Below are 26,755 nucleotides of genomic sequence, written 5' to 3'. Positions count from 1 at the left end.
TTTCTCCTTGATAAAATTTAGGTATGATACTATTTTTGGATTTAAAATTTAATTCTTAATCGTCAAATTTTGCATCAAATTTATACACACGCCCTCTCGTAATCCATCATCAACGACGATAAAATCCGCGCCGCTACCGCTAAAATCGCTCAAAATCGCCTCTAAAAGTAGCGCCCCAGCCACGATAACCTCCGCCCTATTTTCGCCCATTGCCTCATCGGCTTCGCGCTTTGAGAATTTCAAAATTTGCTCTATCGCCCCAGCAAAATCGCTAAATCTCAAAACGCTTCCATTGATTTTGCCCGCGTCGTAATCTTTGGCACAAATTCCCAATTTAAGGGCGCTTATCGTGGTTGGCACACCGCTTGTGAGCACGATTTTTCCTGCGCCTAAACTGCGCAAAAACTCCCTTGCGCTTCTTGTCTGCTCGTTTGCGATTTGGCTAAATTTGGCGTAATTAAAATTTTGTAAAATTTCGGGATTTTCGTTACAAAATCTCACAATGCCAAATTTAAAGCTTTGTCCAAATTTAGCACTGCTTATCTCTGTGCTAGCTCCGCCAAGGTCGATACTGACGGCATTTTGCGCTTTGATACCTAAAATTTGAAGTCTGTTTTCGATACCAAGCCTGGTCAAATTTGTCTCTGTTTCGCCGTCGATTATGCTAAATTTTACGCAAAATTCTTTGTAAAGTTTTTCGAAAAATTCTACGCTATCGCTGGCGACTCGAAAGGCTTCCGTCGCCACAGCGGCGTAAGGCAGGCTAAATTTGGCATTTTTAAAATTTCGCGCGCAGGTATCATCAAAACCCAAATTTCGCGCGCAGGTATCCCCGCTCTCTAAATTTTTAGCACAATTATCCAAAATCTCTAAATTTCGCTCATAAATCAAATCCGAAAGTTCTTCTAAAATTTCGCCCAAAGCCCGCAAAATACGCTCTTTGGCGTCATTTTGCAAAGGCTTATTTGCCACTAATCCCCTAGCCGAGCCGACTATGCGCTCGCTAGATTTAACTATCTCAAAGCCCGTTTTGGCTGGCTTCATCACACATGCGCGCAGTGTATTCGAGCCCAAATCAAAGCCTAAAACCATAAATTTCTCCTTACCTTTTTTGGTTATAATAGCGAAAATTTTCTTAGGAGTTAAAATGCTACTTGGAGTAAATATCGATCATGTCGCGGTTTTGCGCGAGGCGCGGGCGATGAACGACCCTGATATTTTGATGGCGGCATACACCGCAATCAGCGCGGGTGCAAATCAAATCACGCTTCATTTACACGAGGATCGACGCCATATCAACGAAGATGATATCGGCGATATCGTGCGCCACTCAAAGGTGCCTGTAAATGTCGAGTGTAGCGGCGGGAGCGAGCTTTTGGAGATTTTGGTCAAGGCTAAACCATATCGTATCACGCTAGTGCCGCACTCTGGCGAGGATTGTGGGCTAAATCTGCACTCTGAGCAAATCGCGAGCGATATCGAGTTTTTGCAACACTCGGGCGTGCGTGTGGGGCTGTTTATCGAGCCTGTGCGCGAAGTAATCGACATGGCAAATGATTTTAATGTCCGCTCGATCGAGCTTCGCACCGGCACATACTCTGCGCTGTTTGCGACGATTAGGTCAAATTTGGCTTTTACGCCACATGCGATAAAGGCGTATAATCTCCCGCTTGATACGCTAAAATCTATGCTAAAAGATGAAATTTCCAAGCTTCGCCACATGAGCGCGTATGCCAAGGGGCTAGGTATGAATGTAACTGCTGGCGGTGGTCTGAACTACCAAAATGTCTCTGCGCTGGTGAAAAACAGCGAAATTTCGCTCGTAAATATCGGTCAAAGTATTATTTCGCGCGCGATTTTCGTAGGACTTGAAAATGCGATAAAAGAGATGAAAGAGGTGATAAGGTAGCTAAATTTAGGTTACCTTGATTTATAGAATTTTATTCTAAATTTAAAATTTTATTCACCCCAAGCTTTTCGTTCAAATTTGCCATAAAATGGTTTGATTTGCTGTTTGTTAAGTGGGATATCCAAATCGATTTTGAACAAAATTGCCTCTTTTTTGCTAAAACCTTCGGTTATAATCTCGTGATTTAAGATTTTTTGCGAGATGTCATTATAATAACTTTCGCCACCAATCAAAACACCATTATCTATATTTGCAGTGCAGTTTATTTTGGTATCTGGTGGATAAGCACTACTTTTAATTTCATTTAGTAGATTTCCGTTTAGATCAAATTCTTTAAAATCAAATCTGCCTTCCGTTTCATCATCAAATCTTTCCAAAAATGTAATCAACAAAAAACCGTTTTTAAATTTGGCTATTTTAAATTTTGCAAACTGTCCACGAACTCTATTTTCAGGCACAAATAAAGCGAGTTGTTTTTGTAAAATTTGATTAAAATTTTTATCATAAACTATTAGGTATGGAAAAAATTTATTTGGCACGGTATATTTGTGTGCAAGAAGCAAAATATGATTATTTTGGCAAATAGCGTCATCTACAATAAATTCTTTATCTAAATTCAGGCTTTTTATCAAAACATTTTGTCTAAACAATTTTTTGGATTTTATATCAATGCGTGTATCGTCGCATAATCTGAGAATATCAAAAATTTTAGGAAATTGAAAATTTTTTGAGATTTTTTTGGTTGAAATAGAAATTTGATTTCCGATTTTGTCTAGTTTGATTGTTTTTTCTTCGCCATTTTCATAATCTGTGATAATCTCGTAGCCTTCATCGTTTGATATTATACTTTTAATAGAACTATAAGAATATCGTTTTTGGTTCCAAAAGATTTTTTTTTGCAATTTTTCTGTTTCTTTTTGTTTTAAAACTATGATTTTTTGCTCAATCTCTTTTTGTTTTAATTCTTGCTCTTTTTGCTTTTGTATTGCAATTTGATTACCATAAAACGAGAAAAAATTAGTTATCAAAATAGCCATAACAGCCAAAATAGATAACAAAATTAGCCCAAATTTTTTGTTTTGATCTTTCATTATTTTATGCTAACTGCGCTTACATAATATGTTCTACCGCCCAAAAATCCGACAAAAAATCTTTGTTTGTCATCAGATAATGCGATATGAGAAGCGTATGCTTGTGGAAAAAGATATGTTTTTAAGACTTCGTTATTTGAATTGAGTAATTCGAGTGCCTCGCTTTCGTATTCATCTCCTACATCATAATGCGAAACATAAAAATAAAAAAGATCTAAATTTTCCAAAATGCCAAATTCTTGATACATAAAACGGTATTTATCTCCAAAAGTCTGTATAATCTCAAATTTATCGATATCAAAAATAACAAATTTACCTATTTCTGCATAATACGCTTTTTTGCCGTCTTTTGAAATTTTCATCTTCCACGGTGAAGATTTGTTTTGTAAATTTTGCTTGACGCATTTTATGTTGTTTGGATTTGAGACATCAAAAATATAAGCTCCACCGTATGTCATAAATAAAATTTCATAATTATTGATGAATTGCAAATCACCATTTGCGATTTCTTGGAGGTTAATCATCAATTTCATGTGGAAATTTTCGCTATCAACATACGAATTTCCGTTTAAATCTACGCCTGCGTGATATTCATCGAGTTTAATGATATCGTTTTGGATATCCAAGCTAATAAGTCCATTATTGCTCATAGCAAATGCTGTTTGATTATCGTTTGATAATATCACTCTGTGTGCAGTATAAATCGGATAAGACGACACGATTTGCATATTGGCAAAATCTGTTGTATCGATTTTGTAAATTCCACTTTCTGGATCTACCATAATGATAAATTTACCATCACTAGATGGCGCCAAATCAATACTTGCAATGCGACCGTTGTGTTTGTATTTGAAAAATCCAAGTGGCTGTATATCATCGGGATTGGCAATATCAATTACAGCAAAGCCATCTTTGTTGCTACCTGAAACATATAAAATATCGCCTATTTGCGTAAATTCTCGTGGGTGAAAATGGACTTGGACTGAATTTGCAATTAGCTCTTTGTTGTAAATTTTGGTATAAATTGTTTTGTTTTCTTTTGTGTTTTTACTTAAACTTTCTAACTCTTTTTTTATGGTTTCAATTTCATTTTTTGTATTTAAAATATCATCTTTTGTTGCAGGATTTATAGGAATTTGTCTTTCATAGATTTTTTCGTTATTTTGCTCGTTTTCTTGCACAAAGTATTTGAAAAACAAAAATCCAAACGGCACTATAACTAAAACAAATATCACAAAAAAGACAAATTTTTTAAAAATTAATCTATTTTTATCCAACATAACTAACCTTTAAATTTGCAAATCTAACTCAGCTTTATATTTAGCAATTTTTTCATTTAACTTCGTTTTTTCTTCTAATTTGTGGGTTAAATCTTTGAAATTTGCAATTTCTACTTTTAGTTTTTCGTTGGCAGAATTTTTTAATTCGTCCATTTTATTTATTGCTTGTTCTATTTGTTCAAAAGCCGATTTTAGGGTTTCTAAACTAAGTGTCGCACTCGAAGATAGATTAAAAATTTCCTCTGTTTGTTCGTTCATTGTCTTGGCATTTTGCAAGATTATCTCATTTGCCAAATCAGCACTTTGTTTGGTAGCCGTTGCGACTTGTTTTTGATTTTCTAGCGATATTGCCGTCGCAACACCGATTTCAAGGGCTCTTTTGGTTACAATTTTGATATTTGAGATTGCATCGATAAGCTCTAAATTTGTGTTTATAATTTGATCGCTACTTAACAGACCTTGTTGCGTTACGGCTAGTATCTCATAAATACTTCTTGTTTTTTTTCTCAAATTTAAAAGAACATTATTTTCATAAAATTTGCGCTCATCTGGCGAAAATTTATCCAAATTTTCACTTATTGCATCGATTAATTTTCCAAATACAAAACCTTTTCTTTGGAGAGAAATTGCACGGTTTTTGTAAAATTCCCTATCGTTTAGAAGTATCAAATTATCATCTTTTAAGAGTTTCGCTCCATTTTGCAAATTTTCGCAAATTTCTTCTATCGCACCTTTTGCGCTTTGGAATTTTTTAAGATAACGATTTATTGGATTTCCGATAAATGGGATTAAAGATAGAATTTTACTTGGTTTAAATGTGCTTGGATTTAGTTTTGATAATTGTTCATTTAGCTTAATTATTGATTTGCCAATATTCGAAACATCGCTATTTTCTATATTTTCTAGTTTGCCGATTTTAGAAAGCAAAATTTCTGATTGATTTTCCAAATTTGAAACATCATCAATAATCAAATTTTCTAAAATTTGGTGAATTGCACCAGAACTTTTTCCTGATAAAAATGTCAAAAGTTCGGTAGCTTTTTCGTTGATTTTAGCTTTTTCTTCGCTATTTAATTTGTCTTCAAAAACAAAATTTTTATCATCAATCTCTTTGTTTAGTAAATTTTGTTTGATTAATTCTAATTGCATTATTTCTCCTCATTTATTTTTTTCAAAATTTCAGCAGTTCGTTCAAGCTCTATTTCGGTGATTTTTTGCTCTTTTTTATTATTGTTCATCTTTAAAAATTCATCGATATAAATATCTAAAAGAGATAAAAACTTTTCATTTTGTTTTTTTATATCATTTGAGGCATGATTTGTTTGACCGACTATACTTTCGCCTTTTGATACAACTATTTTGCGAGATAAATTCGAAATGTAGATTTTTAGTGTTTTGTTTAGTAAAGATAAAATTCTCAGCGAAGCAAGGCTTAATTGAGAAAAATTTTGATTAACAAAAGTGCTGATAATTTCAATTTTTTCAAAAATATTATTGTTTCTATCAAGATTAAAATCATTTATTATTTGATTTTTATAAAGTTCAAATTTTTCTTTTTCTCTTTCAAATTTATATGTTTTTAAAGTCGATTTAAATTTGATATAAAATACAATCAACCAAATCAAACATAGCATTAATAAAATTGTAAAAATATCTTGTCCTAAATTTGTTTTTTCTATGAAATATAGCCACATAAGATAACTATATAAACAAGCAAAAACCACAAAAAAAGTCCAAAAGAAAAATGGCTTTTTTCGCAGAAAAAAGATAAATTGATCAAAAAACATAAAACCACCTTTTTTTAATACAAATTTTAAAACATCAACCCGTCTTCTGCGTTTGTTTCAACCCTTCTTGGAAGTGGGGAAATTTTGGTGTAATACTCATCGCTAGCGCCGTATCTGCGAGTAAATACTCCACTTGGGACGCTAAAATTTCGCTTAGCTTGTGGGTATTCTTTAAGATAATTTTCCAAAAATTTCGCAAACACAGGCGCAGCTGTTCTACCGCCACCTTCTACCTTGCGCATAGGCTTGTAATCGTCGTTTCCATACCAAACAATGATTTGCAAATCAGGCGTAAATCCGCAAAACCACGCGTCAATGCTGTCATTTGAAGTGCCTGTTTTGCCAGCAATCTCGATGCCTTGCACGCGCGCTCTGGTGCCAGTTCCTCGCTGGACTATGTTTTTCATCAGCGTCGTCATCAAATACGCCTGTTCTGGGCGCAAAATGCGTCTGCGCTCAGGCTCGATATAGTGCGTAGTGCCGTTATTATCGGTGATTGCGGTGATGAATTTAGACTTCGTGCTAATGCCAAGACCAGGAAACATCGAATACATAGTCGAGTATTCAAGTGGCGAAATGCCGTAACTTCCGATCGCCACAGACAGCGCTGGCGGGACATTTTTGAACCCGTATTCGTTTAGTTTGCGAATCGTGCGCTCAATGCCGATTGATTGCATTAAATTTATCGAAGCGAGGTTGCGAGAGCGTTGCAAGGCCTCTTTTATCGTGATATAGCCACTGTATGTGCTATCATAGTTTTTCGGTTTCCAGCTTTTGTTGCTTCCATCGTCAAATTCGCGCGCGATATCAGGGACCTCTGTCATCGTCGAATACCCGCTATCTAGGGCGATTTGGTAGATAAATGGCTTGAAGCTTGACCCTGTTTGGCGTCTGCTTTGGCTAGCGCGGTTGAAATTTGATTTAGCATAATCCACACCGCCTACAAGTGCGATAATTTCGCCATTTTGCGGGTGCGTAACGATAATCGCGCCATTTACATTGCTAGCATTTGCGTCTTTGTTGCGTTTTAAAATTTCGTTGTAGCCAAAAATCAGCGCCTCTTGCGCCATTTCTTGCGCCTTTAAGTCTAAGCTTGTTTCGATTCTATATCCACCTGTGCGCACATCTGGTAGCAGTCTCTCTGCCTCTTTGACGATCTCATCGACTGCGTATGGAGCGACATTTTGGGTTAGAGTTTCATCATAGACAAACGGCTCTTCTGCCATTGCGATTTCATACTCGGTTTTGTTTATCCAGCCAAGCTCGTGCATGCGATAAATTACATTGTTTGCGCGAGAAAGTGCCAAATCTAGGTGCTTGGTAGGGTCATACTGGCTAGGGGCTTTTGGCAAACCCACCAAAATGGCGATTTCTTTGATACTAAGGTCAGCTAAATCCTTTTTAAAATACCCAAGCGCGGCAGTTTTGACGCCGTAATACCCGTGTCCGAAATACACTTCGTTAAAATATCTTTCTAAAATTTCCTCTTTGCTTAGGGTGTTTTCGATTTTTAGTGATAAAATCATCTCTTTTATTTTTCTATCTATCTTTTTTTCGCTAGATAAAACCAAATTTTTGACAAGTTGTTGCGTGATAGTGGAGGCACCTTCTACAAATTTCATCGCTTTTATATCTTTTACAATCGCGCGAAAAATAGCCTCTGTATTAATGCCCTGATGCTCGAAAAACGCGGTATCCTCGATAGCTACTAGGGCTTCGACCATACGGCCTGGAATTTCGTCAAATCTAGTATAAAGGCGGTTTTGTTCGTTGAAAATATTGGCAAGCAAGTTGCCGTTGCGATCGTAAATTTTGGTCGTTAGCTCCGGGTGATAATCAATAATAGAGTTCGATTCTAGGCGAATTTGCGTATAAAAATACATAAACACACCGCACCCTGCGAAAAAACAAACCGTAATAAAACTAAATAAAATTCTTACCATCTAAATACCTTTTTAAAATTTCCACATTTAAACCCATAGCGGTGCTAGTATCGCCACGAAAGCTTTGGATATATTTTTGATTAAACCCCTCGATACTCATAGCCCCTGCTTTGCCGCGCCAATCGCCACTTTTTAGATACGCTTCTAAATCTGCCTCGCTAAATTTGGCGAATTTATAACTAGCCACCAAAAGCGTGCTTATCTCAAAACCCTCGCCCACAAAAATCATCGCCGTATAAACCTCGCTAATAGCGTCAGATTGGGCGTTTAGCATAGCTCTTGCGTGGCCAATGTCCTTTGCTTTGCCTAAAATTTTGCCACCTACCAAAACCGAGCTATCGCAAAAAAGCAAATTTTTTGCATTTTTGTTTTTGGCTAAAAACTGCGATTTTTTCGCACTTGCCACGCGGTAAGCGTATGTTTTAGCATCGGCTATGTCGCCTACATTTTCGTCAAATTCAAAGCTGATTTGCTCGAATTTTATCCCAGCCTCCCGCAAAATCTGCGCCCTTGTCGGCGAAGATGAAATCAAATAAATCAAAATCTACCCACCGCTACACAAAGATAGGTGCAAAGCACCGATACAGCGACATTTAGCGGGACAAAATATCTAGCGATGATAATCAAATGCTCGCTAGCTTCGAATTTATCGCCCGCTAAAAGCGCCTTTTTAAACGAGTAAAATTTAAAATAAACATAGCCAAAATTTATCAAAATAAACACCGCCAAAACCCACAGCGTAACGATTACAGCATTTATCATAGGGTCTGCGAATTTGAAGTTGTTGCCTATGCTTAGAAAAAATCCACTCACAATTATAATCAAAAAAAACGAGCCAAAAAACAGGTTAAATTTCGAAAGATAAAATTTGATTTTTTCGAAATTTGAGTTTGTGATGTCTGCTTTATCACTGAAAATTCGAATCAACATGATAATGCAAACATGCGCGCAAATAAAGCAAATCGCCCCTAAAATGTGAATTAGGGGCAAAATTTGATCACTTCTGGCAAAGCTCGTTTCTAATTCGTTCAACCTAGCTTACCTTTTGCAAATTCTAGTGCCCCAGCTAGCGCGCTAGAAACCATGCTAGTATCTTTTCCGCCAGCAGTAGCGAAATCATCGCGTCCGCCGCCGTTACCACCTAAAATTTGAGCTGCCATTTTAACCCACTCGCCAGCCTTGATTGGGGCGTTTTTCGCTCCGGCTGCGACTGTGATTTTATCGTTTTCGCCCACTTGCATTAGCAAAATCGCAGCCTTTTCGTTCGCGTTTTTAAACTCATCAATCATGGTTTTAATTTCGCCGTTTTCTACCACTGCTACGCAAAGCTTCACGCCTGAGATTTCTTGGCAAGGCAGGGACTTTTGATCGCCTGCGTGTTTTAATTTTTCTTTTAAGCCTTTGATTTCATCTTTTAGCTTTTTGATGCCCTCTACTGGGTTTGCGCCTTTAAATTCAGCTTCGATTTCGTTAATTTGTGATCTTAAATTTAGCGTGAAATTTAGCACTTCTTGCGAACAAATCGCTTCAATTCTACGCACGCCAGCACTTACGCCACTCTCTTTTAATATAAAAAACGCACCGATTTCGCTTATGTTTTCGACATGGGTGCCGCCGCAAAGCTCCTTGCTTACATCGCCGAAGCTCACCACACGCACTTTCGCGCCGTATTTTTCGCCAAAAAGCGCAATCGCGCCTGATTTTTTGGCCTCATCTATATCTAAAATTTCAGTTTTATTCTGTGCTCCCGCGCTAATCCAGCGATTTACGATTTGCTCGACTTTGGCGAGTTCTTCGCTACTCATCGCTTTTGGGTGCGAAAAGTCAAATCTAAGTCTGTTTGCCTCTACAAGCGATCCAGCCTGCGCGATATGTTCGCCTAGCACCTCTCTTAGCGCAGCGTGAAGCAGGTGTGTCGCGCTGTGATGACGCGCTATCATCGCTCTTTTTGCACCGCTTACCACGCATTTTACGAGATCGCCGGTTTTAAGCAGGCTTTTTACTTTGATTTGAGATAAATTTAAATCAAAAAATTTTTGCGTGTCGATAACCTCGCTTTTTTCGATAGTGCCGGTATCTGCGCACTGACCGCCACTTGTAGCGTAAAACGGTGTGATATCTAGCATTACCCAGCCAGTGTGTCCTGGCTCTAAGCTATCGCAAATTTTAAAATTCTCGTCCAAAAGGGCTAAAATTCGACCCTCACTCTCTTGGCATGAATACCCCACAAACTCATTTTTACCAAATTTTTCGATAAGTTGCGCGAAATCGCCTTTGGCTTGTGCTTTATCTCCTGAGCCCTTCCAGCTGGCTTTGGCTCTGCGTTTTTGTTCTGCCATTAGCTCGTCAAATTTAGCCTCATCGACTTTAAGATTTTTCTCTCTTAGCATATCGGCTGTGAGATCGAGCGGAAATCCATAGGTATCATAGAGCTTAAATGCGACATCGCCAGAGAAAACATTGCCTGCGGTTTTGGCTAATTCTTCGTTAAATAGCTCGATTCCGTTTGCCAAAGTGGCGAAAAATCGCTCTTCTTCGAGTTTTACTAGCTCTTTTACAGCCTCTTTTTTCTCGTTTAAATATGTATAGTGAGAGCCCATACTAGCGCAAACATCATCGACTAGCTTATACATAAATGGCTCTTTTATGCCTAGCAAATATCCGTGTCTAACCGCCCTGCGCAAAATCCTTCTAAGCACATAGCCTCTGCCCTCTCTATCAAAGTTCGTGCCTTGGGCTAGCAAAAATGTAACCGAGCGGATATGATCTGCGATGACGCGGTAGCTTGCGCCAGTTTCATACTCGTATTTTTTGCCACATAGCTTCTCGACTGCGCCGATTAATGGCATAAATAACGAGCTATCGTAATTGCTAAATTTGCCCTCTTTTATCGCTGTTACGCGCTCTAAACCCATACCTGTGTCGATTGATGGTTTTGGAAGTGGCGAGAGTTTGCCATCGGCTGAGCGCTCGTATTGCATAAAGACTAAATTCCAAATTTCTAAGAAACGATCGCCGTCTCCGCCCATATAATCCTCATCGCTATGGAAATGCTCGCTTCCTTGATCGTAAAAAATCTCGCTACATGGCCCACAAGGTCCAGTATCGCCCATAGCCCAGAAATTATCGTGATCGCCGAAGCGATAAATTCGCTCTTTTGCGATATGGCGCGACCAAATTTCAAACGCCTCATCATCGCTATCATGGACGGTGACATAGAGTTTGTCTTTTGGAAGTTTTAAAATTTCGGTTACAAACTCCCATGCGTAGGCTATCGCGTCTGTTTTGAAATACTCGCCGAAACTGAAATTTCCAAGCATTTCAAAAAATGTGTGGTGGCGTGCTGTGTAGCCGACATTATCAAGGTCGTTGTGTTTGCCACCTGCTCTAATGCAGGTTTGGCAACTCGTGCGAATCGGCGGAGTCGGGCGTGGCACCGCACCTGTAAAAATGCTCTTAAACGGCACCATACCGGCATTTGTGAATAACAAACTATCATCATCTGGCACAAGCGGTGAGCTTGGCATAACCTCGTGTCCTTTTGACGCAAAAAAGTCTAAATAAGCTTTTCTAATATCCATTAACTATCCTAAATTTAGTAAAATTTGGCGCCCATTTTAGCAAAATTTGATTTTAAGAAATATAAATTTTTACTCTTATTCGTTATAATGAAAAATATGCAAAATTTACAGGATTAATTAATGAAGAAAAAAATAGCCATAATAGGCTTAGGGGAGCTTGGCGCAAAACATTTCAAAGAGCTTAGAAGAAGCGATTATTTCGATTTGGTCGCGCTTTATGATAAAGAAAAAACCGAGGATTTTGGCCCTAGATATCCACTTTATAATGATTTAGCTAAAATGTTCGAAAGCGCCAAACCAGACGCTGTGGTCATCGCTACACCGCCTGCTACGCACAAAGAAATCATTTTAAAATGCATACCTTTTACCAAAAATATCTTTGTAGAATCCCCGCTCGCTGGGAATTTGGCTGAGGCTAGGGAGATAAATTACTCTATTTCGATTAATGGCGCGAAGCTTGGCGTGGGATATGCTGGGCGCTATAATCCTGTCATAATCTCGCTGTGTAGGGAGTTAGCTAAGGACGAGAAAATTTATTCGATAAATTTCGTAGATGGATTTAGCTCTGAGAGTGCAAACTGCTTGCAAAATGCGCTGATTAGGGATTTGGATTTGATTGCCCTGCTTAGCAAATCTGAAATTTCATCACAAAATATCTGCAAAAATGGCGATTCTAACGGCATTGGCGTTGCATTTCGCACAAAGTCGATGAGTAATTGCACGATTTTGCTATCAAATTTATACCCGCTCAAACGCCACGGCGTGGAGATTTGCACAAATTCTGGCGTTTATTTTGGCGATTTAGAATCGCTAAATTTATTCAAGGTTACAAACGACGGACGGATAAATCAGCGCGTCGATCGCGATGATTACGCGCTTAGATACCAGCACAAAGCGTTTTTAAATTTAATCGAAAATTCTAAATTCGAGGGAATTGCGACCCCTGATGAAGCAATCAAGCTAAGAGAGTTAATCTCGTGAAAAAAGCCTTAATTCTCCTAAATATGGGCGGTCCAAACAGCCTAGACGAGGTTAGCGTATTTTTAAAAAATATGTTTTGCGATCCAAATATTTTGGGGATCAAAAGCAAGTTTTTGCGCAAAATTTTAGCTAGTTTGATTACCAAAATGCGCGTTAAAGAAGCGCGCCAAAATTACGAAAAACTTGGCGGAAAGTCTCCTATCGCTGGGCTTACAAAGCGACTTTGCGATAAGATAAATTTATACCAAAATGAGTTTGTTTGCGATTTTGCTATGAATTATACTGCCCCTTTTGCTAGTGATGTTTTGGCGAAATATGCGAAATTTGATGAAATTTTGCTTTTTCCACTTTATCCGCATTTTTCGCAAACGACGGTCAAATCGAGCATTGACGACGCTAAAAAAGCCCTAGTGGATTTAGAAATTTCAAATTTTAAAATAGTTGATATTTTTTACAAAAGCGAAATTTACAACCAAATCCTGCTAAATTTAATCAAAGAAAAAATCAAAAATTTAAGCGCCGATGAAATTTCGCGCACAAGCTTAGTTTTCTCAGCTCACTCACTGCCTGTAAAAATCATCGCTGCTGGCGATCCTTACGAGGCGCAGGTTAATGAGCATGTCAAAATTCTAAGTGAAATTTTGCAAAAATCTGGCATAAAATTTAAAGATATTTCGCTCGCCTATCAATCCCGCCTAGGCCCCGTAAAATGGCTAGAACCAAACCTAAACGAGCATTTGGCAAATTTGCAAAATGAGCGCGCGCTGATTTTTCCGATTTCGTTTTGTATAGATAATTCTGAGACGAAATTTGAGCTTGATATGTATTTTAGAAATGTGGCAAAAGAGCTTAAATTTAGCTATTTCGAGGTTTGTGAGTGTCCGAATTTTGGCGATGAGTTTGCCTCGTTTATCATCACTCACGCCCAAAAAACCCAGGGCTAAATTTAGCCCCAGATTATAGCCTGCCTTGCGCGCCTTCGTAGATATTTTTCACATCATACACTAGTGAGCCAGAGTAGTCAAATTCTTTAAATTGATTGTGCGCCACAGCGATTACAACGCAGTCGAAATCGCCTAAATTTGGCTTTTCGATTAGCTCGATGTCATAGTAGCGTTTCGCGTCGTCCTTGCTCGCCCATGGATCATACACACTGACCGCGCAACCGAAATTTTTAAGCTCATCAATCATATCAATAACGCGCGTATTGCGTATGTCTGGGCAGTTTTCTTTAAAGGTAAGACCTAAAATCAAAATTTTGCTATGTTTGATTTTTTTGTCGAATTTTATCATCATCTGCACGACCTGCGTGGCGACATATTTGCCCATATTGTCGTTGATACGGCGACTTGCGAGTATGATTTGCGGGTGATAGCCCACCTCTGTGGCTTTTTGAGCTAGGTAGTATGGATCTATGCCGATACAATGCCCTCCCACAAGCCCTGGGCGGAAGCTCAGGAAATTCCATTTCGTCGCAGCTGCGTCGATGACATCATTGGTATCGATTCCTAGTTTGTTAAACAAAATCGCAAGCTCATTGATAAAGCCGATATTTATGTCGCGCTGTGTATTTTCGATGACTTTGGCAGCTTCTGCTACCTTGATACTTTTGGCGCGAAAAGTGCCGTTTTCTAGGATAGAAGAGTATGTCTCATCGACGATATCAAGGGTGCGCTCATTGCTACCTGAGACGATTTTTTTGATTTTTGTTACGGTGTGAATTTTATCGCCCGGATTTATGCGCTCTGGCGAATACCCGCAGAAAAAATCCTCGTTAAATTTAAGCCCGCTAGTGCGCTCTAAAACAGGCACGCAGTCCTCCTCTGTTGCTCCTGGATAGACCGTGCTTTCATACACTACGATATCGCCCTTTTTAAGCACCGAGCCCACACTCTGGCTAGCTTTGATTAGTGGCGTGATATCTGGGCGGTTGAATTTATCCACAGGCGTTGGGACGCAAACGACATAAAAGTTGCAATCTTTTAAATCATTTATATCGCAGGTAAATTTAAGCCCATTTTTTAGCGCTGTGGCAAGTTTGTCATCTTCTAATTCTAGGGTTTTATCATGGCCCCCGTTTAGCTCGTCTATGCGAGATTTCATTATATCAAAGCCCACTACGCTGTGTTTTGCGCTAAATGCCGCTGCTAGGGGAAGCCCCACATAACCAAGTCCGATAATTCCTATTTTCATCGCTTATCCTTTAATCTTTGATTTCATTTAAATCTTTAATATCTACATGATTTATCTTGTTGCTATCGCCACTAGGGGTTAAAAATCCTTTTTCGACTAGCAAATCAACTATACTTTTAAACACAGGCAAGGCGTTTTGCGCCGCGTAATAACTGCCTTTTTTAGGCTCTCTAACCAGCACGCCTATGGTGTAGCTAGTGTGAGCGTCGTTCGCAAAACCAAAAAACGAGCTATTATACGCGCTAGAATATCCGCCACCTTTGGCAATTCTAGCGGTGCCTGTTTTGCCCCCTACTTCGATACCGCTCGTGCGCCCTTTGCGCCCTGTGCCGCCTTCGACTACCTTAATCAAAATTTCTCTCATAACATCTGCTGTTTGCGGGCTTAACACGGTGCGTGTTTCGCTCTCATTTACAGGGTAAATTTTACCGTTCATTTCTAAATTTTCGACCAGTCTTGGACTAATCCAAACTCCGCCGTTATTAAAAACCCCATACGCGCTTAACATCTGCAAAAATGTCATCTGCGCGCCATAACCATAGCTAATCGTAGCCTTATAAACCTTGCCTTCCAAGTTTCGCACGCTAGGGATATTTCCGATCTGCTCATAAGGCAAATCAATACCGGTTTTTTGCGCCATACCGAAATTTAAAAGCCCGTCATAAATCATCTGCCCACTCATACGCTCGGCGATTTTAATCATACCGATATTTGATGAATGCACGATGATTTCCTCGCCACTCATTGACTTTGCCGGGTGAGTGTCGCGGATAGTGCGCGAACCTAGCTTGTATGCGCCATTATGGGTGTTTATAATCTCAGTTGGTTTGACTAAATTTCCCTCATAAGCGATTGAGAAAATTATCGGCTTCATAATCGAGCCGACCTCGTAAGCATACTCGCTAGCGGTCGAATTTAGGTTTTTCACATCTTGTTTTGTGATATTTTCGGGATTATACCTAGCGTTTGTGGCAAGGGAGAGAATTTTGCCTGTTTTTGAGTTCATTATGCCTACGACTATCTCTTTGGCATCGTAAGCTAAGCTTGCTTTATCAATTAGCCTTTCAACATCTCTTTGTAGCGCCAAAGGCACGCTTAAATGGACATTATATCCGTCGATTTTGTTCGTTTTTTTGGTGCTTTTTTCTAGGATAATATTGCCTTTTAGATCCCTTGGGCCCGTGATAAATTCATCTTTTAGCGGGGTTAGATAATACTCATAGTATTTCTCCACGCCCTTAATGCCGACTACTTTGGTAATCCCTGAAACCTCTTTTTTGTTGATATAGCCTAAAAGCGGGGTTAGGGAGTTTTGGATATTATAAGTGCGCTTTTCGCCACTTTCGCTCACACTCATGCGCACTGGCGGATTTACACGCCCGCTAGCCGTCTCAAAGGCTACGAAAAATTTCTTTAAATTTAGCTTGTAGGCTAACTCTTTTAAATGCACGGCTGTTTTTGCGTCGATTTTATAGGATAAAACCGTTGTGCCCTTTGAGCTTTGGATTGTTTTTTTGACCCATTTTTCGCTATCGCCTGTGTAAATGCAGTAGAGTTTGACAAACAAATCAAGCTTGTGCGGATCAAGAGAGCGAGAGTCTATGCTGACCTTGTAGAGTTTGGTCGAGTTTGAGACGACATATTTGTCCTTGGTGATGATTGAGCCTCTGATTGCGCTGTTTGTTTCGTTTATGTCAAGGCGTGGAAGCCTGCGATCGCTACTAGCCGAGTAAAACATCATCCACACAAACACGCACATCAAAAATCCCAGCACAGCCGCAAGCACACAAATACCGATATTTGAGTTTTTATCCCGTAAAATCATATCAACTTTTCTAAATCTTTAAATTTTTCAAATCCGCTTGGCAAGTTTTGCAAAATTTGAAATTTGGCTAAAAATTCGCCCCTTGGCATATCTTGCGCCCCCATAAAGCGCAAATGCTCGTTCATAATCTGACAATCAATCAAAAAGTCAAATTTTTCTAAAACCCTGCAAAGCGTGATTAAAGCGACCTTAGACGCGCCTGTTTTTAGGCTGAGCATACTCTCGCCACAAAACACCTTGCCCAAAATCAGCCCGTATAATCCGCCAATTAAAACGCCTTCTTCATAGACTTCCACGCTGTGAGCGACGCCTAAATTTGCTAAATTTACATACGCCTCTACAATCTCATCGCTAATCCAAGTCCCATCATCTGAGTTTTGGCGGGTTTGTTTGCAAAGGGTGATAAATCTAGCAAAATTTTGGTCGAATTTTACTTCATATCGTTTTAAATATGGCTTTATCGACTTTTGGGTGCGCACAGCCTTTGGTTCTAAAATCGCGCGCGGGTTTGGCGACCACCATAAAATCGGCTCTCCCTCACAAAACCACGGGAAAATCCCCTGCGTGTATGCGCTTAGCAAACACTCTGCGCTCAAATCTCCCCCGCTAGCTAACGGGGCGAAATCTGGCGCGGTTTTTGGGTTTGGGAAGGCGTAGAATTTCGACATTTTTATTTTATAACCGTAGCGTTTTGGGGTTCGTCTGGATTTTTGGTTAAACCGCCGTTCTCATCTGCGCTAATTTGAGCAGTATTTGATACCTTCGCGTCCAGCATTGGCACGCTTTCAAAGTCAAATTTAAGCTTTTCATCAGCGAAATCCACAAAAACCCTACCGCCATTTTGCAACGCTCCAAATAAAATTTCCGAGCTAATCTCATCCGAGATTTGCGACTGCACCTCTCGTTTGAGATTTCTTGCGCCAAATTCTGCGCTATAACCTTTTTTTATCAAATACTCTTTTGCGCCTTTGCTTAGCGAAATTTCGATATTTTTGAGCCCTGATTGTATTTCTCGCACTGTTTTATCAACGATTTTTTCTAAAATTTCGCCTTTTAGTGGGTTGAAATTTATGATTTTATCTATGCGATTGCGAAATTCAGGGGCGAAAAAGCTCTTCACAGCGTTGTCGATTTTATAGCTTTCATCTTTGGTAAAGCCCACTTGTGGCGCTTCTTTGGTGCCTAAATTCGAGGTCATAATGATAATGGTGTTTTTAAAATCGCTACTCGTGCCGTTTGTGTCAGTTAGCACGCCGTTATCAAAAATACCCAAAAATATATTTGTCATGCTCGGGTGAGCCTTTTCGATTTCGTCGAAAAGCACGACGCTGTAAGGGTGTTTTTTGATCTGATTTGTCAAAATTCCGCCATTTTCAAACCCCACATATCCCGGAGGCGCGCCGATTAGGCGACTTACGCTGTGGGCTTCCATATACTCGCTCATATCAAATCGCTCGAAATTTACCCCTAAATTTTTAGCCAAAACCTTGGCTAGCTCGCTTTTGCCCACGCCTGAACTTCCTGTGAATAAAAACACGCCAATTGGCGAATTTTCGTGTCTAAGTCCCGCATAAGAGCGCAAAAGTGCCTTGCTTAGGCTAGAAACTGCCTCGTCTTGACCGAAAATTTCTTTTTTGATATTTTCCTCTAAATTTCGCAAGGTCTCTTTATTATCGACGCTCTGGCTTAAATTTGCGATATTTGCGCTAGCACTTAGCACATTTACCAAATCCTCTTTGCTGACATTTATCGCCTCGCTATGCTCCTTAAATGCGTAGCTCGCGCCCACTTCATCAATCAAATCAATCGCGCTATCTGGCAAAAATTTGTCACTTTCGTAGCGTTTGGCTAAATTCACAGCCTCGCGCAAAATTTCATCGCTAAATTTGACATTGTGAAATTCCTCGTATTTTTTCACAATTCCTTTTAAAATTTCCACGCTATCTTCGATACTAGGCTCGTTTATGTCGATTTTGCATAGCCTTCTAGCAAGCGCTTTGTCTTTGCTTAGATTGCGAAATTCAGCGTAAGTCGTGGCGCCAATTAGGCTAAGCGTGCCGTTTGCAAGGCCCGGTTTTAGCAGATTTGACATATCCAAATCCTCGCGCGAGCCCGCCCCTGCACCAGCAATCGTGTGAATTTCATCGATGAAAAGTATAGCTTTATCATTTTTGCTAAATTCATCGATTACATTTTTTAATCTCTCCTCAAATTCGCCCCTTAGCGTCGTCCCAGCTACGAGCGCGCCCATATCAAGGGCAAAAATCGTTTTATCAGCTAGCTTTGCTGGAACCTCGCCATTTGCGATTTTTAGGGCAATTCCCTCGATAATAGCTGTCTTTCCTACGCCTGCTTCGCCCACAAGGACTGGATTGTTTTTTTTGCGGCGGCAAAGGGTTTGTAAGGTCTTTTCGATCTCTTTTTCGCGTCCGATTAGAGGGTCGATTTTGCCACTTTTTGCCATTTCGTTTAAATTTGTCGTATATAGCTCACTAGCTGGCTTTTTTTTCTTTTTGCTCTCGTCATCTTCGCCTAAAAAATCGTTAAAAAGCCCTTCGTCCATCTCGCCATTTTCGCCGTTTTGCGCCATATCGCGGTTATCAAACCATTGCAAATATCTATCTCTAAATTTATCAAAATCGTAAGAATTTATCCCGTAAAATTCGAAAATTTTAGCCGCGTCTGTATCCTTGCTAGCAAGGACATAAGATATAAAATCTAGCTCATTTTCGTTGTCAATGCTTTCCTCGAAAAGCCCCATAATGCGCGCCAAATCGGTTGTGGCTGCGACCTTGGTGCGGTTTTTTTCGTCTGATTTTGGCATTGAAGCGATTAGCTCGCCAATGCTGGTTTTGAAATTTTCATACTCAAAATTTGAAAACTCGTTTTCAAAAAAATTTCTAAAATTTTTATCTGAGAAAATTTCATATATCACGCTTGCTATGCTAACATACTCAAACCCACCTTTTACGGCGTTTCGCACAGCGTTATCAATGTCTTTTTGTAAATAAAATCCTATCATTTATCCTCCTCTATAATACATTTTAGCGGGAAGCCCTCTCTCGCGGCTGCCTCTAAAACGGCTTCTTGCTTGCTTTTGGCGATCTCTTTGGCATACACCCCACAAATCCCACGCCCGTTTTTATGGACATTTAGCATGATTTTGACTGCATTTTGCGTGGTGTGAGCGAAAATTTCGATTAAAATTATCACCACAAAATCCATTGGCGTAACATCGTCATTTAGTAGCACCACGCGATACGGCGAGGGTTTGAAGGTCTTAACTCGCACCTTTGTGCTGGTTTTAGTTGCCATTTTTTATCCTAAGCATATCTTTTTCTATCACCTTAGTAGAGACCATACCCAAATAATACGGCTTTCCGCGCTCATCGCCCTCGTTTATATCTGTCAGTGTCTGATACTCGCCGTCCTTAAAAACCACCTTAAATGGGATTGAAAGTGCGTGGCGGTAGTTGATATCGGTTAAAATTTGCTCCACGATACGGGAATTTTGTTTGTCGTTTGCTATAAAATAATACGCATTGTATTTTTTGGTGAAATTCTCCACGACCTGCGCGTCTGTGATATCCTCGAAGTGGATTAAGCCAACCATCATAAAATCATCTGCGTTTTTTAGCTGATAGTCCATTAGGTGTGGAGCCTCGATTTTGCACGGCTCGCAGTATGTCCCAAAGATATCAAACATCAAAATTTTATCGCTTCCAGCTAGTTTAAAGCCCTTATTCGTGCGCTCGATCACCACTTCGCCACCCACGACGCTTTTTAAGCTAAATTTTTCACCCACGCTAAATGGGGTAAATTTCGCCGCCACTTCGCTATTTTGCGCATTTTGCGCATTTTCATCATTACAACCACAAAGAAGCAATCCAGCAAAAATCAGCGTTAAAATTTTTCTCATAATCTCTCCTTTTTACTTATAATTTTTCATCGCGCTTCTAGCCTCTCTGTCGGCTTCCTTGCGTTTTAGCGCCTCTCTTTTATCATGCAGGTTTTTACCACGCGCTAGTGCCACCCTAGCCTTGACGCGGTTTTTGTCGTTTAGATACAGTGAAGTAACGACCAGCGTAAGGCCGTCCTTGCTGACATGACCTAGAAGTTTGTCGATTTGCTTTTTGTGCATTAAAAGCTTCCTTGGGGCCTTTTCATCTGGACGAAAATGCGGGTTAGTGTGCTCCAAATAGCTTATGTGCGCCCCTAGCAAAAACAACTCGCCTCTTATTATGCGACAAAAGCTGTCTTTGAGATTTGCCCTGCCAGCGCGCAAGGATTTGACCTCGCTACCCTTTAAAACCACGCCAGCTTCGAAATTTTCTAAAATTTCGAAGTCGTGGAAGGCTTTTCTGTTTTTTGTAAGTTCTTTTATCATTTTTCTACCTTAAATCTACCTTGAAGCACGAACTGCCACTTCCGCTTAAAAACTCGCCCTTTTCTAGGCGCAAATCTGGATAAAGTGCGCACGCTGGGGCTAGCAAATCATTTAGGCTATCAGCGTCAAAATTATTTAAAATTTCGCTTGATTTTAGCTTTAAAAGCTTGCTAGCTAAGCCTAAATTAATTTTATTAAAATGATTTTTTCTAAATTCCCTATACACTGCGCCAGTATCGCAAAATAGCCCTTTTAGGCAAAGGCTAAGTGGCGGGATTTCATCATCAAAGGCTTCGATTATTTCGCCTTTGCCACTCACATTTGCGCTTTTTTCGCCACTTAAAAAAAAGCAAATATCGCTTCCGAGCGAATTTGCAATTTGCATTAAATTTGGCTTTGAAATTCCCAAATTTAGCTCATCATTTATCATTTTTAAAAACACAGCGCAGTTACTACTACCGCCACCCAATCCACCGCCTGCTGGAATTTGTTTGTAAAGTTTTACATAAAATTTTGCAAAAAATTCATCGAGCTCGTTTTTGTAACCGCTCTCGCACAGCCTTTCATAGGCGCTTTGGATTATATTTTTACCAGCGATTTCTTTGTTACACTCTATGCAAAATCCGCCACGCTCGCCACGCTCAAAACTGATTTCGTCGTAAATTTCATCGCAAATTACAAAACGAGAGGCGATATCGTGAAATGCGCCGTTTGCGCCAGTAATTTTCAAAAAAACATTTATTTTAGCAAAACTTTTCAAATCTTTATCCTATTCCATAAATATTTTACTTCGCCATCGCAAATTTCGATTATTGCGTGAAATTCGCCCAAATTTATCAAATATTCGCCGTTATTTTGAAATTTAAAATTTTGCGTGCGAAGTTTTTTACCGAGCAAAATTTCATTTTTATCGCCATTATAAAAATTTTCTTTTAAATTTAGATAATCTTTCGGATTTATGCTAGCCTCACTCATAAATTTCGGATTTTCTAGGCTAAATTCGCCCTCGCTTACTCGGCAAAGCGCGCTTAGTGTCCCGCACACTCCTAGCTTTTCGCATAAAAGTTTGCCGTATGAGCGGATATATCCGCCCTCACTAACTGAAATTTTAAAGCTCAAAAACGGGTGGCGATAGCTTAGGATTTCGCACTCATATACGCTCATAACCTGCTCTTTAAGCGCTACTTCCTCGCCTTTTCTAGCTAGTTCATACGCACGCACGCCATCTATTTTTTTCGCGCTAAATTTTGGTGGTGTGTATCGCACCTCGCCCAGCAAGCTATCCCTTACGCCTAAAATTTGTTCCATACTAAATTTCGCTACATTTTCCACACTAGAAATATTTTCGTTATCGCCACTTTCGCTACTAGCACCAAACCACAGCGTGGCGATATAGATTTTTGGAGCCTTACGCAAAAAGCGAAAAAACCGCGTGTATTCTCCAAAGCCAATAACCAAAGCCCCGCTAGCAAAGGGATCTAGCGTGCCAGAAAATCCGGCTTTTTTCACGCCATATTTGCGCTTCAAGCGTCCTAAAAACTGATTTGATGAAATTCCGGCAGGTTTGTTTGCTAAAAAAAGTCTATTCATACTAGTTTTTGCACGAAATTTTTCATTATCATGCGCTCGATTCCGCCGAAATTTATGGTAAGTTTGTCGCCATTTACCGCGCTTACTTTGCCCATACCAAAGAGTTTGTGGGTGATTAAATCACCCTTTTTAAACTCGCCGTCGCTTTGTGGGCTAAGTGGAGTATCGATTAGCCCTGCTTCGCCTAAAAATCGCGATTTGGATAGATAATCCCGTTTCCCGCGATAAAAGCGCGAATTCGCAAAACTAAGCGTTAGCTCTTTTTTCGCCCTAGTTATGGCTACATACGCTAGCCTGCGCTCCTCTTCTAAATCTGTCGTGTCGCTGATGATTGGGAAAAACCCCTCTTCAAGCCCGATGACAAAAAGGTGCGAAAACTCCAAACCCTTGCTAGCATGCACGCTCATGATATTTATCGCCTCTGCGCTGATATTGTCTTGATCGCTAAGAAGTGCCAAATCGTTTAAAAACTCGCCCAAATCAAAATTTGGCTTATTTATGGCTTCATCTTTTAGCATAGCGCAAAATTCGTTGATATTAGCCAATCTATCATCGCCCTCTGGCATGCCCTCGTAGTATTCTTTTAGCTCAAATTTATCTAGCACTCCGTCGATTTTTTTCTCCACGCTTGGCTCGTGTGAGAGTTCGTTTATGTGGAGTTTGAGCTTTTCTAGGGCCTCTTTTGCCTTTGCGCTTAGATTTGCACCCTGATCCGAAAACGCATCAAACAGGCTTAAATGCTTCCTTGCGCCGATTTCATCGAGCCTTGCAAGGCTAACCTTGCCAATGCCCCTTTTTGGGACATTTATAATGCGACGCATTGAAAAATCGTCGTTTTCGTTGATGATTAGGCGCAGGTATGCGATGATGTCTTTGATCTCGGCTCTTTCGTAAAATTTTACACCGCCGACTATGCGATATGCGATTTTCGCGCGATTTAGCCCCTCTTCGAGTGCGCGCGAAAGGGCATTTACGCGGTAAAGCACGGCGATTTGGGCTGGGTGGATACCTGAGTTTATGAGCTCTTTGATTTTTGTAGCTACTTGCGCGCTTTCGTCGCTTTCGTTTTCGCAGTGTAGGATTTTGATATCTTCGCCCTTGCCAAATGTGCTTTTTAAATTTTTGCCAAGGCGGTTTTTATTATGCGAGATTAGCTCGTTTGCGGCGAAGAGAATTTGGCTAGTCGAGCGGTAATTTTCTTCTAATTTCACATATTTTACATTTTCGAATTGATCGCGAAATTTAAGGATATTTTCCACCCTAGCCCCACGCCAGCTATAAATGCTCTGATCATCATCGCCCACGACGGTTAAATTTTGGTGCGCTTTGCAAAGCTTTTGTAGCAGTTTAAACTGAATTTCGTTCGTGTCTTGATACTCATCGACGGTTATGTAGGTGTATTGGCGCGAAACTTCATCGCAAAGCGCCTCGTTTGCGTCTAAAATTTTATAAGGAAGCACGAGCAAATCATCGAAATCGACTAAATTATTGCTTAGCAAATACTCCTCGTATCTGGTGTAGGCTTCTAGCATTTTGGCGTAAAATCCCTCGTTTGCCTGCCCGATATCATCACTTAGCGAGGCGATATTGTTTTTAAGCTCATCTGGGCTAATTAGGGCGTTTTTGTATTTTGAAATTTCATTTGCCATGGTGCTTGTTTGCAAATTTATCTCAAACGATTTTAGGATTTTTTTCTTATCATCAGTGTCTATGACGGCGAAATTTGGCTTACGGCCTAGCTCGCTAATGTAAAATTTCAAAAACAAAAGTCCAAATTTATGAAATGTGCATAGCAGCGGCACACCCACTTCAAGCCCTAAATTTGCGATTAGATTAAGCGCGCGAGAGCGCATTTCGCTAGCTGCTTTGTTTGTGAAAGTTAGCGTGAGCGTGTTTTGCGCGGGCACGCCGTTTGCTAGCAGGTAAGCTAGGCGCGCGGTGATTGTCTTTGTTTTGCCACTACCTGCGCCCGCTAAAATCAGCATAGCTCCGTCTATGTGCAGTGCTGCCCTGCGCTGAGCCTCGTTTAATTCGTCTAAAAATTTCATATCTTTCCTATCTAGCGAAAATTCTGCGAGATCTCTCTTTTTTGATCCACTCGCTATCAATTTTGGCTAAATTTACAGCCACTGGGGTGTTATTTTGGACTATCTCCATTATAGCATACAGCGGGATTGATACGACCGCTGCGAAATCCTCGCTACCAAAACCGGCTTCAAATTTCAAATCGTCCTTTTGGATATGCGCGCTTGACAGCGTGTAGTTTTCTAGCTCGAAGAAAATCACAGGTTTTTTGATAAAGCCCGCACTTATCTCGCTAGGAAGTTCTGGGTCGAATTTCACCTCGCTTGTGCGCGCTACCACGCCAAAACTCTCGCCAAGCTCGAAAAAAAGCTCCAAAATTTCTTTGATGTGCGCAATCTCTTTTTGTATGAATTTTTCGTTTTCTAAAATCATTTTTACTCCTTTACAAACTCGCTAACAAGGGAGCGAATTTGAGAAATTCCAATCTCCCAAAATTTATCATCGTCTAAATTTAGCCCAAATTTTGCGACTAAATTTTTTGGCGAATCACTTCCGCCCGAGCTTAAAAATTCAGTGTAAATTTCAGCGAAATTTGAAATTTTGCCACTTTTATACAGCCCATAAAGCGCCAAAACTAGCAACTGCGCAAAGCCGTAAGAATAGCAGTAAAACGGCGTATGGATAAAATGCGGTATATAACTCCACCAAATTTTATATTCATCTCTAAGTTCTAGCGCCTCGCCAAACATTTTTTTGGACTCTTCTAGCCAAATTTCATTGATTTGCTCGGTGGCTAGCTCATCAGGCGAGGCGTGAATTCTGCGCTCAAATGTCGTAAATCCTATCTGGCGATACAGCGTGGCAAAAATATCTTCGAGCTTGTTTGCTATCATGGCTTTTGCCACGCTTTTATCTGCGCGCGAGAGCATGTAGTCAAAGACTAGCATTTCGCAAAATACAGAGGCTGTCTCAGCCGTGGTAAGTGGCGTAAATGAGTAAAAATATCCAGCATTGTAGCTTAGATATTGGTGGATTGCATGACCTAACTCGTGCGCTAGGGTAAATACATCGCGACGCTTGGCGGTGAAATTTAGTAGCACAAACGGGTGCGTATCAGCCGAACCAGAGTGCGAAAATGCGCCACTTTGTTTATTTGGCTTAGGCATTGCATCAATCCAGTTTTTCGCAAACGCTTCCCTTGCGATTTCCCCAAATTTAGGGCTAAATTTATCAAAGGCGTCAAGGACGATTTGCCTAGCCTCATCAAAGCTAAATTTGCTATCGTCGTTTAAATTTAGCGGTGCGTATCTGTCATAATCATAGAGCTTTTCAAGTCCCAAAATTTCGCGCTTTTTATCATAGTAGCGCCACACTAAATCGAAATTTCGCTCGGTTGCGCTAATGAGCGCATCGACGCTTGATTTTTCGATTTGGTTTTCTTCGTGCATGATTAGCTCGCCCTGGCCGTATCCGCGAAGCTCGCAACTGATTTTAAGGCTAGTTTTTATCATATTATAAATGTAGGTTAAAAGGTGCGAATTTTGCTCTAAGACCGCACTTAGCGAGGCTGCGGCCTGCTTGCGCGCATTTCTATCGCTATCATAAAGGTGTGATAAAAGCTCCTCTTCACCGATTTTCTCGCCCCCAAAGTCAAATTTTAGCCTTGCCATACTCTCATCAAAAAGCCTCGAAAACGCCTCTGCGCCAACCACGCTCGTTTTTAGCAAAACCTTTTCTTCAAGCAGGCTTAGTTGGTGCGATTTGTGTTTTTTAAGCAAATTTAAATAGTAAGCAAAACGGCCACTACCCGCGATGAAATTTTGCGATTTCTCATCGCTAAGCTCGTTAAATTCTAGCTCGAAAAATAGCAAATTTTGGGCGATATCGTTGCAGATTTGCTCCACTTTGGCCTGCTTTGCCCCACGCGTAGTATCTCTGGCAAAATCTAAATGTACGAAGCTCATAATCTTTGAAATTTGCGCGTTTATGCGCTCGTATTCACCTAGTGCCTCGCAAAATTCATCGCAGGTTAAATTCGCTAAATTTTCCCTAAATTTCGCCTCAAATTCGCTAGCCTTAGTGCGCGTATTTTCTATGGCAAGCTCAAATTTTTCCTCGTTTTGAAATAATTCACTCAAATCCCAATTCATACTTTTCCTTTAA

The 26,755-nt window shown here is 40.2% G+C and carries 24 protein-coding genes; 3 read left to right on the top strand and 21 right to left on the bottom strand.

The features are described 5' to 3' along the window. Positions 1-48 precede the first annotated feature (48 nt). Positions 49-1,092 (bottom strand): Ppx/GppA phosphatase family protein, encoded by a 1,044-nt coding sequence (locus OFN98_RS02455; RefSeq protein WP_270874694.1) that lies wholly within the window; start codon positions 1,090-1,092, stop codon positions 49-51. A gap of 55 nt (positions 1,093-1,147) precedes the next feature. Between OFN98_RS02455 and OFN98_RS02450 the strand changes: the two genes are divergently transcribed. Further along, positions 1,148-1,909, top strand: a complete 762-nt coding sequence (locus OFN98_RS02450) for a pyridoxine 5'-phosphate synthase (RefSeq protein ID WP_270874695.1) — start codon at positions 1,148-1,150, stop codon at positions 1,907-1,909. Positions 1,910-1,959: 50 nt separating this feature from the next. Here OFN98_RS02450 and OFN98_RS02445 read toward each other — a convergent pair whose 3' ends face one another. From OFN98_RS02445 to alaS, 8 genes are read right to left on the bottom strand one after another with little or no spacing between them, the layout of a single operon-like run. Continuing rightward, on the bottom strand, positions 1,960-3,000 hold the full coding sequence (locus tag OFN98_RS02445) for a hypothetical protein (RefSeq protein ID WP_270874696.1): 1,041 nt from the start codon (positions 2,998-3,000) through the stop codon (positions 1,960-1,962). Continuing rightward, positions 3,000-4,280 (bottom strand): hypothetical protein, encoded by a 1,281-nt coding sequence (locus OFN98_RS02440; protein ID WP_270874697.1) that lies wholly within the window; start codon positions 4,278-4,280, stop codon positions 3,000-3,002. Before OFN98_RS02440 ends, OFN98_RS02445 begins: the two co-directional genes overlap by 1 nt. Before the next feature lie 9 nt (positions 4,281-4,289). Then, a complete protein-coding gene (locus OFN98_RS02435; protein ID WP_270874698.1) occupies positions 4,290-5,429 on the bottom strand; it encodes a toxic anion resistance protein in 1,140 nt (379 codons plus the stop codon). After that, positions 5,429-6,067, bottom strand: coding sequence for a hypothetical protein (locus OFN98_RS02430; RefSeq protein WP_270861713.1), 639 nt, complete (start codon positions 6,065-6,067; stop codon positions 5,429-5,431). Before OFN98_RS02430 ends, OFN98_RS02435 begins: the two co-directional genes overlap by 1 nt. A 26-nt stretch (positions 6,068-6,093) precedes the next feature. Beyond that, positions 6,094-8,010, bottom strand: a complete 1,917-nt coding sequence (locus OFN98_RS02425) for a transglycosylase domain-containing protein (protein ID WP_270858884.1) — start codon at positions 8,008-8,010, stop codon at positions 6,094-6,096. Then, the gene (gene maf / locus OFN98_RS02420) at positions 7,991-8,551 is read right to left on the bottom strand and encodes a septum formation inhibitor Maf (RefSeq protein WP_270876588.1); all 561 of its coding nucleotides are present in this window, start codon (positions 8,549-8,551) and stop codon (positions 7,991-7,993) included. Before maf ends, OFN98_RS02425 begins: the two co-directional genes overlap by 20 nt. Beyond that, on the bottom strand, positions 8,548-9,042 hold the full coding sequence (locus OFN98_RS02415) for a hypothetical protein (RefSeq protein WP_270866300.1): 495 nt from the start codon (positions 9,040-9,042) through the stop codon (positions 8,548-8,550). The genes maf and OFN98_RS02415 overlap by 4 nt, the downstream gene beginning before the upstream one ends. Next, complete coding sequence (gene alaS / locus OFN98_RS02410) at positions 9,039-11,591, bottom strand: alanine--tRNA ligase (RefSeq protein WP_270876587.1); 2,553 nt, start codon at positions 11,589-11,591, stop codon at positions 9,039-9,041. Before alaS ends, OFN98_RS02415 begins: the two co-directional genes overlap by 4 nt. Positions 11,592-11,711: 120 nt before the next feature. Between alaS and OFN98_RS02405 the strand changes: the two genes are divergently transcribed. Beyond that, complete coding sequence (locus tag OFN98_RS02405) at positions 11,712-12,572, top strand: Gfo/Idh/MocA family protein (protein ID WP_270861717.1); 861 nt, start codon at positions 11,712-11,714, stop codon at positions 12,570-12,572. Beyond that, entirely contained in the window at positions 12,569-13,516 is a 948-nt protein-coding gene (gene hemH / locus OFN98_RS02400) for a ferrochelatase (protein WP_270876586.1), read from the top strand. Before OFN98_RS02405 ends, hemH begins: the two co-directional genes overlap by 4 nt. A 13-nt stretch (positions 13,517-13,529) precedes the next feature. Here hemH and OFN98_RS02395 read toward each other — a convergent pair whose 3' ends face one another. From OFN98_RS02395 to OFN98_RS02340, 12 genes are read right to left on the bottom strand one after another with little or no spacing between them, the layout of a single operon-like run. Continuing rightward, a complete protein-coding gene (locus tag OFN98_RS02395; protein ID WP_270868186.1) occupies positions 13,530-14,765 on the bottom strand; it encodes a nucleotide sugar dehydrogenase in 1,236 nt (411 codons plus the stop codon). A 10-nt stretch (positions 14,766-14,775) separates the two neighbouring features. Then, positions 14,776-16,590, bottom strand: a complete 1,815-nt coding sequence (locus OFN98_RS02390) for a peptidoglycan D,D-transpeptidase FtsI family protein (protein WP_270876585.1) — start codon at positions 16,588-16,590, stop codon at positions 14,776-14,778. Then, positions 16,587-17,258, bottom strand: coding sequence for a leucyl/phenylalanyl-tRNA--protein transferase (gene aat / locus OFN98_RS02385; RefSeq protein ID WP_270876584.1), 672 nt, complete (start codon positions 17,256-17,258; stop codon positions 16,587-16,589). The genes OFN98_RS02390 and aat overlap by 4 nt, the downstream gene beginning before the upstream one ends. 2 nt (positions 17,259-17,260) lie before the next feature. Continuing rightward, positions 17,261-19,612, bottom strand: a complete 2,352-nt coding sequence (locus OFN98_RS02380; RefSeq protein WP_270876583.1) for an AAA family ATPase — start codon at positions 19,610-19,612, stop codon at positions 17,261-17,263. Continuing rightward, positions 19,609-19,905: an ATP-dependent Clp protease adaptor ClpS gene (locus tag OFN98_RS02375; RefSeq protein ID WP_270865010.1), complete on the bottom strand. Its 297-nt coding sequence runs from the start codon at positions 19,903-19,905 to the stop codon at positions 19,609-19,611. The genes OFN98_RS02380 and OFN98_RS02375 overlap by 4 nt, the downstream gene beginning before the upstream one ends. After that, a complete protein-coding gene (locus tag OFN98_RS02370; protein WP_270876582.1) occupies positions 19,895-20,509 on the bottom strand; it encodes a TlpA family protein disulfide reductase in 615 nt (204 codons plus the stop codon). Before OFN98_RS02370 ends, OFN98_RS02375 begins: the two co-directional genes overlap by 11 nt. A gap of 12 nt (positions 20,510-20,521) precedes the next feature. Beyond that, a complete protein-coding gene (smpB, locus tag OFN98_RS02365; RefSeq protein WP_270858896.1) occupies positions 20,522-20,977 on the bottom strand; it encodes an SsrA-binding protein SmpB in 456 nt (151 codons plus the stop codon). Positions 20,978-20,981: 4 nt separating this feature from the next. Continuing rightward, positions 20,982-21,737: a 4-(cytidine 5'-diphospho)-2-C-methyl-D-erythritol kinase gene (locus OFN98_RS02360; protein WP_270874706.1), complete on the bottom strand. Its 756-nt coding sequence runs from the start codon at positions 21,735-21,737 to the stop codon at positions 20,982-20,984. Then, positions 21,734-22,567: a tRNA pseudouridine(55) synthase TruB gene (truB, locus tag OFN98_RS02355; protein ID WP_270874707.1), complete on the bottom strand. Its 834-nt coding sequence runs from the start codon at positions 22,565-22,567 to the stop codon at positions 21,734-21,736. The genes OFN98_RS02360 and truB overlap by 4 nt, the downstream gene beginning before the upstream one ends. Continuing rightward, on the bottom strand, positions 22,564-24,615 hold the full coding sequence (locus tag OFN98_RS02350) for an ATP-dependent helicase (protein WP_270874708.1): 2,052 nt from the start codon (positions 24,613-24,615) through the stop codon (positions 22,564-22,566). The genes truB and OFN98_RS02350 overlap by 4 nt, the downstream gene beginning before the upstream one ends. Positions 24,616-24,622: 7 nt before the next feature. After that, positions 24,623-25,024, bottom strand: a complete 402-nt coding sequence (locus OFN98_RS02345) for a hypothetical protein (RefSeq protein ID WP_270874709.1) — start codon at positions 25,022-25,024, stop codon at positions 24,623-24,625. 2 nt (positions 25,025-25,026) lie between these two features. After that, the gene (locus OFN98_RS02340) at positions 25,027-26,742 is read right to left on the bottom strand and encodes a M3 family oligoendopeptidase (protein ID WP_270874710.1); all 1,716 of its coding nucleotides are present in this window, start codon (positions 26,740-26,742) and stop codon (positions 25,027-25,029) included. Positions 26,743-26,755 lie beyond the last annotated feature (13 nt).

It is taken from the genome of Campylobacter sp. JMF_15 NE4 (genome assembly GCF_027737645.1).
Classification (GTDB): domain Bacteria; phylum Campylobacterota; class Campylobacteria; order Campylobacterales; family Campylobacteraceae; genus Campylobacter_B.
This window is presented reverse-complemented; position numbering and strand designations above follow the sequence as displayed.